Annotated in this window: 12 protein-coding genes and 1 pseudogene; 8 read left to right on the top strand and 5 right to left on the bottom strand. The window is 65.0% G+C overall.

The window, feature by feature from the left end:
* Positions 1-124 precede the first annotated feature (124 nt).
* Both BMZ02_RS04795 and BMZ02_RS04790 read left to right on the top strand, forming a co-directional pair.
* Positions 125-574, top strand: coding sequence for an OsmC family protein (locus tag BMZ02_RS04795; protein WP_091640454.1), 450 nt, complete (start codon positions 125-127; stop codon positions 572-574).
* 121 nt (positions 575-695) lie between these two features.
* Positions 696-1625: a LysR family transcriptional regulator gene (locus BMZ02_RS04790; protein ID WP_091641778.1), complete on the top strand. Its 930-nt coding sequence runs from the start codon at positions 696-698 to the stop codon at positions 1623-1625.
* Positions 1626-1679: 54 nt separating this feature from the next.
* On the opposite strand, the gene BMZ02_RS04785 is transcribed toward BMZ02_RS04790, so the two are convergent.
* Positions 1680-2696 carry a Gfo/Idh/MocA family protein gene (locus tag BMZ02_RS04785; protein WP_091640452.1) on the bottom strand — a complete coding sequence of 339 codons (1017 nt, stop codon included), beginning with the start codon at positions 2694-2696 and terminating at the stop codon, positions 1680-1682.
* Positions 2697-2913: 217 nt separating this feature from the next.
* Here BMZ02_RS04785 and BMZ02_RS04780 point away from each other — a divergent pair, with 217 nt between their 5' ends.
* Both BMZ02_RS04780 and BMZ02_RS04775 read left to right on the top strand, forming a co-directional pair.
* Positions 2914-4677: a hypothetical protein gene (locus BMZ02_RS04780; RefSeq protein WP_091640451.1), complete on the top strand. Its 1764-nt coding sequence runs from the start codon at positions 2914-2916 to the stop codon at positions 4675-4677.
* 2 nt (positions 4678-4679) lie between these two features.
* A complete protein-coding gene (locus tag BMZ02_RS04775; protein WP_091640449.1) occupies positions 4680-6548 on the top strand; it encodes a polysaccharide deacetylase family protein in 1869 nt (622 codons plus the stop codon).
* 8 nt (positions 6549-6556) lie between these two features.
* Here BMZ02_RS04775 and BMZ02_RS19275 read toward each other — a convergent pair whose 3' ends face one another.
* From BMZ02_RS19275 to BMZ02_RS04760, 3 genes are all read right to left on the bottom strand, one after another.
* On the bottom strand, positions 6557-6931 hold the full coding sequence (locus BMZ02_RS19275) for a LysR family transcriptional regulator (protein WP_216110696.1): 375 nt from the start codon (positions 6929-6931) through the stop codon (positions 6557-6559).
* A 188-nt stretch (positions 6932-7119) separates the two neighbouring features.
* Positions 7120-8475 carry a sigma-54-dependent transcriptional regulator gene (locus BMZ02_RS04765; RefSeq protein WP_091640445.1) on the bottom strand — a complete coding sequence of 452 codons (1356 nt, stop codon included), beginning with the start codon at positions 8473-8475 and terminating at the stop codon, positions 7120-7122.
* 4 nt (positions 8476-8479) lie between these two features.
* Positions 8480-10327: a sensor histidine kinase gene (locus BMZ02_RS04760; protein WP_171909810.1), complete on the bottom strand. Its 1848-nt coding sequence runs from the start codon at positions 10325-10327 to the stop codon at positions 8480-8482.
* Between the two features lie 120 nt (positions 10328-10447).
* Between BMZ02_RS04760 and BMZ02_RS04755 the strand changes: the two genes are divergently transcribed.
* The 4 genes from BMZ02_RS04755 (at position 10448) to BMZ02_RS04740 (ending at position 16222) form a co-directional block, all read left to right on the top strand.
* A complete protein-coding gene (locus BMZ02_RS04755) occupies positions 10448-11431 on the top strand; it encodes a TAXI family TRAP transporter solute-binding subunit (RefSeq protein WP_091640441.1) in 984 nt (327 codons plus the stop codon).
* 69 nt (positions 11432-11500) lie between these two features.
* Positions 11501-13684 carry a TRAP transporter permease gene (locus BMZ02_RS04750; RefSeq protein ID WP_091640440.1) on the top strand — a complete coding sequence of 728 codons (2184 nt, stop codon included), beginning with the start codon at positions 11501-11503 and terminating at the stop codon, positions 13682-13684.
* Between the two features lie 13 nt (positions 13685-13697).
* Positions 13698-14786 carry a porin gene (locus BMZ02_RS04745; protein ID WP_091640438.1) on the top strand — a complete coding sequence of 363 codons (1089 nt, stop codon included), beginning with the start codon at positions 13698-13700 and terminating at the stop codon, positions 14784-14786.
* A gap of 311 nt (positions 14787-15097) precedes the next feature.
* Entirely contained in the window at positions 15098-16222 is a 1125-nt protein-coding gene (locus BMZ02_RS04740) for a WD40/YVTN/BNR-like repeat-containing protein (RefSeq protein ID WP_091640436.1), read from the top strand.
* Between the two features lie 415 nt (positions 16223-16637).
* Here the strand turns inward: BMZ02_RS04740 and BMZ02_RS04735 are convergent.
* Positions 16638-16906 (bottom strand): annotated as a pseudogene (locus BMZ02_RS04735) (integrase core domain-containing protein); the annotation flags it as partial.

Below are 16906 nucleotides of genomic sequence, written 5' to 3'. Positions count from 1 at the left end.
CACGATTTCCCGCCGAGTGGTCCTCACATTAGCCAGGCTAAGCCGCTTGCTTAGTAATCGTCGTTTTACGCGGAGTGGCGCAGTTCCTAAGTTGATCGTGCGTCAATTCACGGGAGGGGAAGCTATGTCAGTGCATGGTGCTGCGATCAACTGGGAGCGTCAGCCCCACGAGTCCGGGGAAAACACGTTCTCGCGCAATCATCAGGTTGCGCTGAATGGTGGTCAGAATGTGGATGTATCGGCGTCGGTCGAGTTCAAGGGCGACCCCAACTGTGCCGATCCGGAGCAGATGCTGGTGAGCGCAGTGTCCAGTTGTCACATGCTGTTCTTCCTGGCGATTGCCGAGATGCAGGGGTATCGGGTTGAGTCGTACACGGATAACCCGAAGGGCTACCTGGAGCAGAACGAGAAGAAGGGCAGGGAAGTCACGCGCATCGAGCTGTCGCCCCAGGTCACGTTTGGCGGCGATAAGGTGCCCGGCGAAGCGGCGATCGAGAAAATCCACGCCAATGCGCACAAGAACTGCTTCATTCGCAATTCCATTACGGCCGATGTGACGGTCAACGGGGCCTGATCATCCATGAGCCGGGCGCCAGCCGGCTGGCCCCGGCGTGGTTTCCGGAGCGGCATTGATTATAGTGAGGGCCTCCCACCTGACCGTGTCGGTGGCCTGTCACGAATTGCGAGTACTGGTCATGCTACGACTGCCGTCCCTGACCTCACTGGCCTATTTCGAGGTTGCAGCGCGCACCAGGAGCTTTGCTGCGGCGGCGAAGGAGCTGAACGTCACGCCGGCGGCGATCAGCCATCAGATCAAGGCGCTGGAGGAGTATCTCGGTGTCGAGCTGTTCGTGCGCCACCACCGGCGGGTCAGCTTGACGCCGGCGGCGCGCGAGGCGTTGCCGGACCTGCGCGAGGGTTTTCAGGCGCTGGAGCAGGCCGTGGAGAAGATCCGCTCCCACGGCGACGAGCGGCTGATCGTGACCGTGTGCGCAGAGCCGTTGTTTGCCACCAAGTGGATCGTGCCGCGCCTGCATCGTTTTTACGCTATTTGCCCGGACGCCGAGGTGCGGCTGCAGGCGAGCCTGCAGACGGTCGATCGCGCCAGGGACAGCGCCTTCGGCGCAGCGGATCTCAAGCGCGCTGGCATCGACGTGTCCGTGCGCCTTGGTTATGGCCACTATGCCGATATCGAGCCGGAGCGGCTCATGGGGCTGACGCTGGTACCGATGTGCGCGCCGGCGTTGGCGCGCAACGTGACCGGAGCCGAGTCACTGCACACGCTGCCGCTGCTGCGTGATGGCACCCTCGATCGCTTCGGTGAGGCGTGCGGGTGGAAAGAGTGGTTCAGGCAGCAGGGCAGCGAGAGCGGCGGGCTGCGGGAGTTGCGGTTTGGCAATGGGCTGCTGGCGCAGGAGGCGGCCCTGGCCGGTCAGGGTGTGCTCCTGGGCGTACCGGAGTTGCACCAGGCGGAGCTCACCGCCGGGACGCTGGAGCAGGTGAGTGATCGGTCGCTGGATTGTGAGCAGGCGTACTTTGTCGCCAGCGCGGGCCCGGGCGAGGAGCGGCCTATCGCCGGGCAGTTCCGGGAGTGGTTGCTGGGTGAAGTACACCAGCCTGCGTAGGCATCCAGGCTGACGCAGTAGGCCGTGACGCCCCGGGAACCCGGCAAGGCGTTGTCAGAGGAAAGGGAAGGTCACGCCGGCATCGCGCAGCATCCGGTCCATGACCCTGGCGGTGCCCAGGGTGGCGGCCCAGGGCATGCCGGGGCACTCGCGCTCGCCGGCCCGAATGGACGCCATGGCGGCTTCGATCTGATACTCGAATCCGTTGCCGCGGTGGGGCTGTTCGAATCGCTCCACCGCGGGCGACTCGGCCGCCGTCACCTCGGTAAGGCGAGCGCTTTCCGAGGCCCAGAAGAGCGCGTCAATCTCTATGACGCCGCGCTCGCCCTCGATCCGAAACCCATTGCGACGCTGGCCCAGGAAACTGCTCGTGAACTGACTGACCAGGTCGCCGTAATCGAGGATGGCCGCGGTCCGCTCATCCACCCCGGTGGGGCCGAGCCGGGTTGCCGACTGCACGCGATCCGGATCTCGCCCGGTCACGAACCGGCTCAGGGCGATACAGTACACCCCCATGTCCAGCAGATTGCCACCGGCCAGCGCCGGGTCGAACAACCGATCCGAGGTGTTGCGCGGCATGTCGACACAGAACTCCGAATGCAGGGTATGCACCGGGCCGATGCGGCCGTCGTCCAGCCAGCGGCGCACCTGCTGCCAGACGGGCAGAAACCGTGACCACATTGCCTCCATCAGGAAAACGCCCTGTTGGTCCGCCACCTGCATCAGTTCCTCGGCCTGGGCGGCCGTCACCGTCATCGGCTTCTCGCACAGCACCGGCTTGCCCGCTCTCAGGGCAGCCAGCACCTGTTCGTGATGAAAGCGGTGCGGACTGGCGACATAAACCGCGTCTATAGAAGGGTCGGCCAACATTGCGGCGTAATCCGTGTAAACCGCTGGCTCCGGGCCGGGCTGCGGGAAGGCCTCCGTAAAGGCCCGGCCCCGATCGGTATCGCGACTGGTCACGGCGCCGAGTCGGGCATCGTCCACCGAGGATAGTGCCGAGGCAAAGGTCTGGGCGATACGCCCGGGTGATACGATGCCCCACTGAAATACTGCGTTTGAAGCGGCCATCGGCACGAATCCTTGTGACCAGAAGAGACCAACAGCTTAGCCGATTGGTAACGTCGCGCGCAGCCATGGACAGGGAGGCACACGTACCGGGACTGTCACCACCGGTGCTGTGCCCAGTGACTTTGCCGGTTGTGACCCACGTCAATCCGCCGGACGACGGCGTGGTCGATACTGTATTCGCGTCGATCACGCTGGCGCAGGCCACAGAGGAGCCGGAATGGTTCGAGTCGCCCATGCAACCGTTGTCCAGCGCCTGGTGCTCCTCGGGATCGTCTTCTGGTTTGGCGCATACGCATCCACACTACTGGCCGATACCGCCTCCATCATGATCTGCGAAGAGGATGACGCTGTCGGCAGTGCGCGCTTCGAGGCTCCCTATTACGGCGTGGACGGCTCGCGCCAGCGTCTGCTGCTGGCGGACGAGACCGGCGCGGCACCCGAGGGCTGTGTCCGGCAGACGCTGCCGGGCATTGCCGTCGATCAGGTGCTCTGGGCCGGGCCGGCGGAGCCGGACCTGCCCGACGAGGACCTGTATTCTCTGACGCTGCAGGGTCGGTTTGATGGCGACGCCGTGACCGTGAGCGAGGTCATCAGCAACATCCCGCTGGCCTCGCCGGAACGGTCATATCTGCCGTTCAACGAGTCCGTGGTCCGCGACTTCGAGCCGAGGGCCTTCGGTGTGGACGAGCGCGTGCGCGTTGAGGCGGACAACACGCTGCGCTGCGAGGCCGGGTCCCGCGTCGCCGGCGTGCTCTTTCGCTCCGGGCGACGCTGGTTGGCGTCGTCACCCATGCAGCTGGTGGTGGAGGCTCGAGGCAGCGGAGCGTTTGAGGTGGCGATCGGCGACAGCCGGCGCGACGACGAGGAAACCCCTCTGACGCTGGGTACGCTTGCGGTGGATGATACCGAACCGCAGACCTTCCGCTTTCCCGTCCCCGGCAATGACCGGAACTGGTCCTCACTGACCGTCGTCTGCCCGGCGGAGAGCGCCGCGCTGCGCATTGATGACATACGCATGGAGCCGCGGGAGCGGGAGCAGGAGGCGCCCCGCGGGGCGTGGTTCTGGTCGCCCGGGTTCTGGCAGGACCGGCCGGAGACGCTTTGGGCCGCCGCGGAAGAGCAGGGGCTCGACGAGTTGTACGTCTCGGTGCCGACCAGCGCGGGGGGTGTCGAGAGCCCGGAGGCGCTCGCCCGTTTTCTCGCGGATGCCAGTGAGCGGGGGCTGGCCGTGTGGGCGGTTGTCGGCGATCCGCACGATGTGCTGGAGCAGAGCTGGCCGGCCCTGCGTGCGCGGATGAAGGCGTTTCGCCAGTTCAACGAGACCAGTGAAGCGGGCGCCCGCCTGGCAGGTGTCCAGTTGGACATCGAACCCTACCTGCTGCCCGGGTTCGCCCAGAATCACGACCTCTGGCGGGAGCGCTGGGTCGATACCGTCGCTGTCGCACAGGACGCACTGGACGGCGCCATGCCCGTTGATCTTGTCGTGCCTTCCTGGTGGGGCATCCACCCGCGCTGGGGGGAGAAGCTGTTTGCTGCCCTGGACTGGTCCGGCGTACGCATGACCGTAATGAACTACCACACGGACCCGGAGCGGCTGCGACATGACGCCGAGCCGTTCCTCTCCTGGGGGGAGAACCACGGCCACCGGATCCGTATGGCGCTGGAAGCCGGGTCGCTGCCGGACGAGACCCAGCGGCGGTATGTGCGCTCGGATGACGATACCGGCAGGCTATGGCTGGTTTCCGTGGACCAGACCCCGGTACTGCTGCTCCTGGCCGAGCCGGCCGCGGGATTGCCCGGCCGGGCGTTTTCCTACAGCGGGGCCGTCAACATCCCCGCGAGCCGGTACACCTTTGACGGCGATCTGGACCATCTCTCGGTCGTGGCGGCTGCCCTTGAGCCCTACTGGCTGGGTTGGTCCGCTTTCGGCGGACTCAGCATCCACGGGCTGGATGAAACCCGATCGAACGGAGCCCATTGACCGTGACTCGACACCGAATCGGCATTGGCATTGCCTTTTTGCTGGTCATCACGTTTGCCGCCTGGTGGCTGTTCAGCGACTCCGGGCCGGCGTTCCCTGACCTCCAGGGCCCGGAACAGCCCACCGTCCTGCCAGGCGAACCACCACGGACCGGCGTCGAGGCGTATGCCAGCGACCACCCATTCGGCGTCGGGCTGTATGTGCGCGACGAGGAGAGCTCCTGGCTGGGGCTGGCGCACGGCTTCCGCAGCCTCGGCATTCCCTTCCGCGTCGTGACGGATCTCGACGACGCGCTCGAGCACGCCGTCATCATGGTGTATCCGTCCCTGACCGGCGCGAATACGCCCCCGGGAACGCTGGAAGCCCTGACCGCCCACGTGGAGGATGGCGGTACCGTCGTCGGCTTCTCCGCGCTCGGCGGCGGCGCCCGGGCGCTGTTCGGGTACGGCGGGGCCCATGAACACGCCCGACGCCAGCACATCAGCCTGTGGTCTTCGGCAGTGACTGACCCGGTCCTCTCGACCGGCGGCTCGTCCATCGTCATGCTGGGAAGCCCGCTGATCCCGGACTCCGGACTGCCCGGGGTGCACTACACGGACACCGCCGAGCCGCCCATCGCGGTGTTCGGCGACGATGGTCGCGTCGCGGTGACGCGGAAGACCCACGGTGGTGAAGGCGAAGACAGAGGGCACGCCTACGCGGTCGGTGTGGACCTCGGGCACTACATCCTGCGAGCCCACAACGGGCGGTTCCCCATGCTGTCCGACACTTACGTGAACGCCTTTCAACCCCAGGTCGATACCGTCCTGAGAGTCCTGAAGAACATCTACCGGGAAGGCGACCCGGCTGCCATCACATTGTCACCGACGCCTCATGGACGCGAGTTCACCGCACTGATGACGCACGACGTGGATTTTACGCACTCCATGGACAACATCCCGCACTACACCGAAGTCGCCCAGCGTCATGGCGTTCCTGCGACCTATTTCATCCAGACCAAGTACGTGACGGACTACAACGATCGCGCGTTCTTCGACACGTCGCGCATCCCGACGCTCGAGGCGCTGGTGGAGCAGGGCATGGGCATCGCCAGCCACACCGTCGCCCATTCCAATGAACTCGCCCGCATGCCGGTAGGATCAGGCACGGAACAGTACCCGGACTACCGACCTTTCGTCGTGGATTTCATGCGGGTTCGCGACGCCACCATGCTGGGCGAGCTACGCGTCAGCCGGTTCCTGCTGGAGGAAAGCAGTGGCGCACCGGTGCGCGCCTTCCGCCCCGGCCATCTGTCCCTGCCGGCGCAGCTCCCTCAACTCCTGCATGCGGTTGGCTATGAGTTCAGCTCCAGCATCACGGCGAACGAGGCCCTGACGCATCTCCCCTACCAGCTGATGCATAACCGCTCTTATGGCGCGGAGCTGCCCGTCTACGAATTCCCGGTCACTATTGAGGATGAAGTGGGTGTGCTCGGCGAGCGCTTCGACGACGCGGTCATGCTGAGTGAACAGGTGGCCCAGTACCAGGGGCTGGTCAACCTGCTGATTCACACCGACGAGCTGGGCCACAAGCTGGATTTCGTGGATCGTTACATGGAGCAGTTCGGAGACAGGGCGTGGTTCGACACGGTGTCCGGCTACGGCGACTGGTGGCGCGCGCGGGAATCCGTGCAGTTCGAGCTCCGGTCCGCGGATCCGTCCCGGACCACCGTCGCCCTGACCGTGGCTGACCCCGTGGAAGGCCTCACGCTGACCCTGCCGGGCGACTGGCAGTATGACGCCGGAGTTTCGGGCTCACGGCAGTCCGGCCGGACGCTGGTGCTCGGCCCCATTGAGGAACGCGCCGAGCTGCAGTTCCGCGTGTCGCGCTGACCGCCTGGTCACGCGGAGGGCGGGTCGGGCGCGTCTTCCATCCGCCGGCTGATCGCCCGGGTCGCGCCCGGTGCTCCCGACACACTGGTCAGCGACTCGCCGATGAGTGCGAGGCCGCGGCTGATGTCGTTGTACACCGCCCTTCCTGCGTTGGTGAGCCGGATACCCCGGTGCAGCCTCTGGAACAGCGACGTGCCCAGGTAGTCCTCCAGGTTACGGATCTGATAGGTCACGGCGGACTGGGTGAGATACAGCTCTTCAGCCGCGCGGGTGAACGAACCGGAGCGGGCCGCAGCCTCGAATGCCCGCAGGGCCTGCATGTTCGGCAGGCGGGCCGGGAGGGGGGTGGGCTGTCCTTGTTGGGGGTGTGCTAGTGAAGTCATGGTCTCCTCCTGGAGCGTGTTTCTTGTCATTGGCAGCCCGGTCAGGGCTCCCCAGGCCATTGCAGGCGGCATGCCAGGAGGAAGGGGGGTGTAAGTGGTTGAATTAATGGTGAGGTTTGGGGTGTCGTTACGGCCGTAAGCAAGAAATTGCCGACAGGCGGTGGTGGCGTCGGCGGTTTTTCGCCGATTTACCCGCGCAGCCCGTATCGCCGCATCTTCTCGTTGAGGGTGCGCCGGGGGAGTTGCAGCTCCTCAAGCACGGGGGTGATGCGTCCCTCATGGCGGCGCAGGGCATCCTGGATAAGCTGGCGTTCAAGCTTCTGCACCTGTTCCCTGAGTCCTTCCCCGGGCGCGGGGGCAATGTCGTTGTCCTGGCGCAGCAGGCTGCCAAGGCGCTCTTCCGGCGGTAGCGAGGAGAGCGTATAGCGCGCGGCCACGTTCTTGAGTTCACGCACGTTGCCGGGCCAGTCGTGGTTCATCAGGGCCGTGAGAGTGGCGCTGTCGGGGTAGGTGACCGGTCGGTCGTAGACCACGGCGGCGTGCTCGCAGAACACCGAGAACAGCATGGGGACGTCCTCGCGGCGCTCGCGCAGGGGCGGTATGTGCAGCTCGATGGTGTTGACGCGGTAATACAGATCCTCGCGTAGCTCGCGGCGCTGGATGGCGCCGCGCGCGTCCGTGTTGATGGCTGCGATCAGGCGGAAGTCGGTGTTGCGTACGGTGTTGGAGCCCAGTCGGTTGAACGAGCGTTCCTGGATGGCGCGCAGCAGTTTGGCTTGCACCTCCAGTGGCATGTCCGCCATCTCGTCCAGGAACAGCGTGCCGCCGTGTGCTTCCTCCAGGCGCCCCTTGCGCCGGGTCGAGGCCGATGTGAACGCGCCCGGCTCGTGGCCGAAGAGTTCGCTCTCGGCCAGGGTCTCGGGTATGGCCGCGCAGTTCACCGCCACCAGAGGCTGGTCGTGGCGAGGGCTGAGATGATGCAGACAGCTGGCCACCACCTCTTTGCCGGTGCCGGTCTCGCCGATGACCAGGACGTTGGCGTCCACCGGCGCCATGTCGATGATCTCCTGGCGCAGCTTGTTGATCGCCGGGCTGCGGCCGATCAGGCGTGCATGCAGGCCGCTGAGATCCTCCATCTGGCTGCGCAGGTTGCGGTTCTCCAGCACCAGATGGCGCTTCTCGCAGGCCCGCCGGACGGATTCCAGCAGGCGTTCGGCGTTGAAGGGCTTTTCGATGAAGTCGTAGCAGCCGTTACGCATGGCTTCCACGGCCATGTCGATGTCGCCGTGCCCGGTGAACAGGATCACCGGCAGGTCCGGGTCGATGTGCTGTACCGCCTGCTGCAGGTCGCGGCCGTCCATGTCCGGCATGCGCACGTCGGAGACCACCACCGCCGGGCTGTCCGTGGCGATTGTCTCCAGCAGAGGAGCGGCCGCGGCCAGTGGCTCGACGTGGAAGTCCGCCAGGCGTAGCCAGCGTGCCACGGAGGAGCGCATGGCTTCATCGTCCTCCACCAGGTAGATGGTCACTCCCTGTTCGGTCATCCTGTTATGTCTCCTCCTGTCGGGCCGGGGTGGTGCGCTGCAGGCGGACCCGGAATCGCGCCCCGCCGGATTCGCTGGACGTCGCGGTGATGGTGCCGCCCATACCGGTGACGATGCGCTCGGCGATGGCGAGACCAAGACCGATGCCTTCACCGGAGCTCTTGGTCGTGAAAAACGGCTCGAAGACGCCCGCGCCGTCCCCCGGGAGGCCGTGGCCGTTGTCCTCGACACACAGCTCCACCTCCTGTGCCCCCGGACGCACCCACAGGTGCACGCTCGGGGTGTCCGCGTGGGCCACTGCATCGATGGCGTTCTGCACAAGGTTGACCACAACCTGCTCCATGCGCACCGGGTCTCCCAGGGCGTGAACGGGCTCGTCGGGCATTTCCGGCTCCAGGGCGAGGCCCTGCCGGTTGAGAGCGGGCTGCAACAGGTGCAGGGCGTTGTTGACACTGCGTTGCACCTCGAACGGACCGTTGCTGTCCGCGCTCTTGCGCGCGTATGTCTTGAGCTGTTGCGCCATGGAGGCCATGCGGTGGACCAGATCCTCCACCTGGCCCAGAACCTCGGTGAGTTCCCCCGTGTCGCCGTTGCGCAGCAGCAGGCGGGCCGAGGCGACATTGGTCTGTACGGCGGCCAGGGGCTGATTGATCTCATGGGCAACGGACGCCGACATCTGGCCCAGTGCGGCCATCTTGGCCGCCTGCACCAGCTCCTCTTCGGCGTTACGTAGTTCCTGCTCTGCGCGCCGCCGTTCGTCGATCTCCTCCTGGAGCTGATGGTTGATGGCGCGGATGCGATCCGCGTCTTCCGCCTCGCGCCGGGAGATCAGCTTCTCGCGACGCTCGCGCATGTACAGCAGCAACATGTAGACCGCCACCGCCAGGGTAAACAGACCCACCCATGATGCCGTGGTCTGGGTCTCCAGCGACGCCGTCGGCGTGAGGTAGTAGAGGGTCCAGTCCTGGTCCTCCAGGGTGCGGGTGCCGGCCAGGTAGAGGGTGTTGTTGATGCTCACCCGATCACCGTCGCGCTGGAAGTCCAGCTCCGGTAGCGGGTTGGGGCTGAACGACGGCACCACGACGCCGTTCCCGGCTTCCCTGTGCACGGGCGTGTGGGGCAGAAAGTGATAGCGCCAGGCGTCCTGGCTGGTGAGAAAGATCACCTCGTTGTTGTCGGCCACGAACACCGCTTCACCGCCCTCCGCCCAGCTGGACTCGATGCTCGTGAGGTCGATCTTGACCACGGCCACACCCAGAATCCCTTCACTGGAGCGGATGGGGCGCGACATGTAGTAACCGGGTTCGCGGCTGGTGGTGCCGATGGCGAAATACCCGCCCGCCTGGCCTCCCAGGGCATCCTGGAAGTAGGGGCGAAAGCTGAAGTCACCGCCCAGGAAGCTGTCGGCCTGGCGCCAGTTGCTGGTGGCCACCGTGACTCCGTCGGGGTTCATGATGTAGATGACGTCCGCCTCGGAGTCATCCACCGCGTCCTCCAGGTAGCGGTTGGTGTCGTAGACGGCGGCGTCGTCCCGCAGCACTTCCCTGACCTGCTCTGTCTGAGCCACCAGGTAGGGGACGGATCGGAACCGCTGGAGTTCACCCAGGATGGTGTGCTCATAGAGGTTCAGGCGCTCGTCGATGATCTGCCGGGCGTCACTCTCCAGGCGATCGCCGACCATCTGACCGCCCTGCCAGACAAGGGACCCTGCGACCATGGCGTAGGCCAGGCTGAACCAGAGCCAGTGCCAGCGCCGACGCGCGCGGCCAGCCCCGGGAGATGGGGCGGGGTCGTTGTCAGCGTCGGTGAGGTGTTGCCGGGGCGTCGTCACAACCACTCCGCGGTTGGTCATGGGCCTGCGCCCCATGATGGGGCGTTTGCACGACCGCTGCCATCAAAAATCCTCATTGGCGCCGATGCCGCTTTCTGGACAAGGATGGCGGCGACTCGAAAAACCCAGGAGGAGATCGACATGAAACAGCAGTATACCAACGCGCTGACAGCGGCCGTGTGCGCAAGTGCGGTCATGCTCGCTGCAGCCGGCAATGCCCACGCCGACCGGGACGACTGGCCTTCCAGCATGACCGTGGGGACCGCCAGCCAGGGTGGTACCTACTATATCTACGGCTCCGGCTGGGCGGACATGGTGAGTCAGGCGCACGACATCAACGCCGGTGCGGAGGTCACCGGTGGTCCGGTGCAGAACGCCACCCTGGTTCAGACGGGCGATCACGAGTTCGGCATGGTCACCATGGGGCCGGCCTATCAGGCCTGGATCGGCGAGAGCGAACTGGCACCGGGGATGGAGCACCGGAGCATGCGCGCGGTGTTCCCCATGTACCAGACCACCCTGCAGATCATCGCCCTGGAGGGCTCGGGGATCGAGTCGGTGGAGGATCTGGACGGCAAGACCGTGGGGGTCGGCCCGGCGGGCGGCACCGCGGACATGTACCACCCGCAGTTGTTCGAGCTCAAGGGCCTGGATGTGGACACCCGCAACGGCGGCGCCTCGGACCAGGCCGGGCAGTTGCAGGACGGGCTGATCGACGCGTTCGCGTTCGCGGCCGGCATACCGGTTGCCGCGTTCAACGAGCTGGAGGCGCAGGCAGACGTCAACATCTTCTCCTATGAGGGGCAGGACGCGATCGTGGACGAGTTCCCGGAGCTGAGTGCCGCCACGATCCCGGCCGACGTCTACTCCGCGCTGGACGACGACGCGCCTGCCATCTCCGTGTGGAACTTCGCCATCACCCACGAGGATATGCCCGAGTCGCTGGTCTATGAGGTCACGCGCACCGTCATGGAGAACCACGAGCGCATGAAGGAGATCCACGGTTCGGCGCAGGAAACGATCCCGGAGAACCTGGAGCACAACGAGTTCATCCCCTGGCACCCGGGTGCCGTGCGGTGGTTCGAGGAAAACGGCTACACGATTCCCGAGGACCTACGCGGGTAATGCGCCGCGGAGCGGGTGCCGGCGGGTTGGCCGGCACCCGTCACTTCCAGACCACGCGGGGAACCATTCATGACGACTTCCGATACGCGGGTGACCGGGCCGGCGGACGACGCCGATGCCGAAATTCCCCTGGCCGATAACGAGCGGGATTTGCACGGCGCGGTGGGCTGGGCCGTATTCGGCTTTGCCGTGGCTTTCGTCGCCCTTCATCTACTGACCCTCAATCTCGCCCCCATGGAGACGTGGACCTACCGCATCATCCACGTCGCCGGGGGCCTGATGCTGGGCTTCTGCACCCTGGCTGCCGTCGCCCTTGCCCGGGATGACCGCGGCACCGGCGCCGGCCCGGTCGTGTGGCTGGTAGCGCTCCCGGCGGTGGTTGCCGTGGCGTATGCGGCGGGCCTGGTGGCCTGGGCGTGGTATATCACTGCCTGGGCTGGCGACATGGCGCCGCAATGGGCGCTGGATCAGGCGGCCATGGCATTGCCCGCGGGGACGCTCATTGCCATGGCCGCCGCGCGATGGTGGACCGGCGGCGGACGTGCGCCGGGCTGGCCGGATGCGGTGCTGGCGCTCGCCGCGGCGGTGGTTGCCGCCTACCTGATTCTCGGCATCGACGGCTGGCGCATGAGGGCGGGTACGCCCATGGCCGGGACCACCGAAATGCTCATGGCCGGCACCGGTGTGCTGCTCATTCTGGAGCTCACGCGCCGGGTCGCTGGCTGGGCGCTGGTGGTGATTACGGCGGTGTTCCTGGTGTACGCCTTCGGGGGCGCATACCTGCCCGGCATTCTGGAGCACCGTGGGTACTCGCCGGAGCGGTTCTTCAGCTACATCTACACCGACAACGGCATCCTGGGTCCCACCACGGCCGTGTCCTCCACCTACATCATCCTGTTCATCACCTTCGCGGCATTCCTGCAGGCGTCGAAGGTGGGGGACTACTTCGTGAACTTCGCCTTCGCCGCGGCGGGCCGCGCCCGTGGCGGGCCGGCCAAGGTGGCGGTATTCGCCTCCGGGCTCATGGGCATGATCAACGGCACCTCCGCCGGCAACGTGGCGGCGACGGGCAGCCTCACCATCCCGCTGATGAAACGGGTGGGGTACCGGGCGCGCAGTGCCGGCGGCGTGGAGGCGGCGGCGTCCACCGGTGGGCAACTGGTACCGCCGATCATGGGCGCGGGTGCCTTCATCATGGCGGAGATCACCGGCGTGCCGTACACGGAGATCGCCGTCGCCGCCATCATTCCGGCCGCACTGTATTTCCTGTCCATCTACTTCATGGTGGATTTCGAGGCGCGCCGCGAGGGAATGACCGGGCTGTCCGGCGACCAGCTGCCCTCGTTCCGGGGCATGGTGCGTCAGGCCTACCTCTTCATCCCCATCATCATTCTCATCGCCACGTTGTTTGCGGGGTATTCGGTGATCCGTGCCGGAACGCTGGCGATGGTCAGTGCGGTGGTGGTCTCCTGGCTGACGCCGCACTGGATGGGAGTGCCCGCGATTCTGCGCGCTCTGGCCCTGGGGGCGCGGATGGCCGTGCCGCTGATTGCCGTGTGCGCCTGCGCAGGGATCATCGTCGGCGTCATCAGCCTCACGGGCGTCGGTGCCCGCTTTGCCGCCATGTTGCTGCAGGTGGCAGAGGCCAGTCAGCTGCTGGCGATGGTCTTCGCCATGTGCATCAGCATTCTGCTCGGCATGGGCATGCCCACCACGGCGGCGTACGCCGTCGCAGCGTCGGTGGTGGCGCCCGGGCTGCAACAGATGGGCATTCCGCCCCTGGTGTCGCACTTCTTCGTCTTCTACTTCGCGGTGCTCTCGGCGATCACGCCTCCCGTGGCGTTGGCCGCTTACGCCGCGGCTGGCATTGCCGGCACGGATCCACTTAAAACGGCCACGACCTCGTTCAAGTTCGGCCTGGCCGCTTTCATCGTGCCGTTCATGTTCTTTTACAGCCCTGCGTTGCTCATGGAGGGCGAACCGCTGCAGATCGTCAGGGTGGTGGCAACCGCATCGCTCGGCGTATTCCTGCTGGCGGCGTCGCTGCAGGGCTGGCTTATCGGTGCAACGGCGATGTGGCTGCGCGTGCTGCTAATGGCCGGGGCACTGATGATGATCGCTGGTGGCTGGCTCACCGACATGACCGGGATCGTGCTGGCACTGGCGCTTGTGGCCCTGCAGTGGTCACGCAAGGGAAGCGTATCGGGCACCGATACGCAGGTGGAGTCCAATAACACACATTCACGGATTTGAGGAGAAGACAGTCATGTCTCATAACAACACCGATTCGTCACGGACTGCTGTGGCGCTCTTGACCGCGGCCCTTTGCGCAGCCCCGGCTGCTGTCGTCGCGGATGATCGGAACGACGTCGAACTGTACGGTGAGGCGCATCTGTCCCTGAACTATTTCGACACCGACAATTCTGACGCCGACGACGATGACAGCGGGTTCGGATTCAGCTCCAATGCCTCGCGTTTCGGTATTCGCGGTAGCCGTCTGCTGGATTCCGGTCTGACGGCCATTTATCAGCTGGAGCTGGAAGCGGCGTGGTCGGGAGAGAGTGGTACCGACGATGACGGCAACGACGCCGTTCTGCGCCAGGTGCGCGACAGCTTCGTGGGTGTGGAGGGTGACTTCGGTATGGTTCGGGCAGGGCGCCTGCCGGCGGCCAATCAGTTCATCTATGAGTCGAACTATATGCTCAACACCATCGGCGACGTCGGGTCGATCACCAGCTTTGGCATTGGGGGGCGCTTCAGCGGTGCCGTGCAATACGTCTCGCCGGACCTCGGGCCCGTGAACGTGTCCGCGACGGTTGCGCCGGAAGGCTCATCGGGCGACTCGGAGGAGATGGGAGACCACGATTTCCTCGTCCGGGGCACGTTCAGTGAAGGGCCGTGGCTCGCCGCCCTGACGTTCGTGCAGGTGGGCGCAGACGATGATGAGGGTAACGGTTTCGATGTCTATGCCCTCGGCCTTGGCTTCGAGCGTGACAACTACGAGGTCGGCACGCTGTTCGCGACCCGTGACCACGATGCGGACGACCGTGATGACCACGTCATCGCCCTCGGGGGGAGCGTGTCGTTGACCCCGGTTTCGACCATTCGGGCGCAGGCCGCGCAGTTCCTGGGTGATGCGGACGACGCCGACTCTCTGTCCCTTGCCGTTGGGTACTTCCACCAGTTGGCGGACAACACCGAGGTCTATGGCGCATACGCCCGCACCGATAACGATGATGCCCAGGAGCAAGACACCTTCGGTTACGGCCATGGTGGTACCCCCGCAAACCTGGCAGACACCGGGGCTGGCTCCACTCCCCAAGGGGTCAGTGTCGGGGTTCATCACCGCTTCTGAGGCTGAACCGCACCAAGGACCAGCGTCTGAAGGGTAACGTGCTCCCTCGGGCGCTGGTTTCCGCGTTGCTTCCCGGCCAGGCCCCTCGAGGGGTATCATCTCCTGCCACTTGGCCCATCACCTGCCTCCTGGCCTTCGAGCGGGCCTCAACGTGAAGCGCCGGACGCGCTCACGATAACAGGGAAGTCCACATCGGCACCCTGCCCATTGATGCAGCAGCACCTGCGTTTGGAGTGACTATGCGCCGTCTTCGTTGGGCATTAGCCGTGCTTGTCGTCTTAATTGCGGGTTACGTGATAGGGAACGGGGGAGTGTGGGAGCGCGTCAGCAACGATTTCATGAAGGAAGACAAGCCCTATGGACCAGGGGACTTCCGTATTCGTGGCGAGCAGGTGCTTTCCATGAAGCTGACCAATCCGGAAATAATATTCAAGCCACGTGAAGAGCGTAGTGATCCAGATAGGGCTGAGCCTACGGAAGCATGGATGGGAGATGTCGGTGAAAGAGCCAACCGTCGGACTGTACGTATTCTAGCCGGGGACCTTGAAGCGGGTGTCGAGCGGCGCTTTGAAGAGCCCGCCCAGCAGGCAGACTGGTGGCTTTCCCCGGACTGGAGCACGCTCTACCTTGCCACCGGGTGGTCGGACCGCACGGCTGAAAAGCCACCAGGGCAGCGCTACCTCCCCCAGTTTACCCAGCTGTTCAAGTCCAGTGATCAGGGAGAGACCTGGGATCGCCTGCCCTGGCCGGAAGATCAGAATATTTCGGCGTTGCGGTTCATCGATGCCCAGCGGGGCTACCTGGTGGGCTGGGGGCCACATCTCTGGCGGACCGAGGATGGTGGTGAGCACTGGCAGGAAGTGCCCGTACCGGCTGGTGCCCGTAACCCGGACAACGAGCGGCAGCGCTTCGACCTGGTCGCACTGGGGCGGGATAACGTATTGAGAATGGCGTTTTTTGACCGTCACCGTGGCGAGAGCGTCATGTATTCCCTGCCCTGGGGCGAGGACGAGCCGTCTTTCGAGGTGGCATTGGGGGATTACGGCGTTAATGACATTGCCGCGACGGAGCAGGGCGAGGTTTATATTCTGGCTCGAAAGGGGCGCCCCATCACCCTGGTACCGAAGGAGCAGCTGGAGGAACATCCCACTTCTGTCCGGTACTGGGACGGTGACCAACTCACTGAACTGCATGAATTCGATAGCGATCTGGTGGGTTACGCCTTGTATATCACCCCGGACGAGGGGTTGCTGTTCGATGGTGTGAACCAAGGCAGCCTGCTCGGTAAAAATGTCACTGCGGTGAGTTATGACGGGGGCGATCGCTGGACTATCGAAGACGAAGGACGTAGCGCCCAAGGTGGTTACTACGACACCCGGACCGGTGAGCGCTGGCGCGTGTCGGGCTACTCGCTTTATCGGCGCGAGATTCGCTAGTGTCCAGTCCCGCGTTATCCGGCCGTATCCGGCCGTATCCGTCCTGATCCTGATCCTGGTCCTGATCCTGGTCCTGGTTCCCGCCCTTCGAGGGCGTAGTCACCCCATGCCCGACAACGCATCGCCCTCAGCGGCAGTGGGGACCCTTGCGCCTCATGGCCCGGGAAGGGGCCGAGGATGAACCAATGTTCAAGCGGCCGGGTTCCCGGCCGATACCGCGGGGCGTAGTTTTCATATCCTCCGGGGGAACCATGTCCATTGCCCGAAAGTATGTCCTCACCTTTGGTACGGTGGCGGCCCTGGCGGTCGCGCTGATCGCGGCTTGAGGTGGACCCAATCAGTTGGACAACCTGATGGTGTCCCTAAGCTATGATCCGGTTGTTTCCCTGGCTCAGGCTGCCAAGGATATGGATTGCCCGTAGTACACCTCATCGGGCGTTTGGTAATCAAGGGTTTGGTGGTACCGGGTCTGATTGTAATGCCGGAAGTACCGGTGGAGCGCCTGCTTCAAGTGTCGGCCATCCTCGAAGGCAGTGAGGTAGACGCACTCGTGTTTGACGCTGCGCCAGAGCCGTTCCACGAAGATGTTGTCATGGTAGCAGCCCTTGCCGTCCATACTGATCCGGATGCCATACTCTTTGAGAACGCTTGTGAAGGCCTCGCTGGTGAACTGGACACCCTGAT

It is taken from the genome of Aquisalimonas asiatica (genome assembly GCF_900110585.1).
GTDB lineage: Bacteria > Pseudomonadota > Gammaproteobacteria > Nitrococcales > Aquisalimonadaceae > Aquisalimonas > Aquisalimonas asiatica.
Note: the sequence above shows the minus strand (reverse complement) of the source record. Positions and strands in the feature narration are given on the sequence as shown.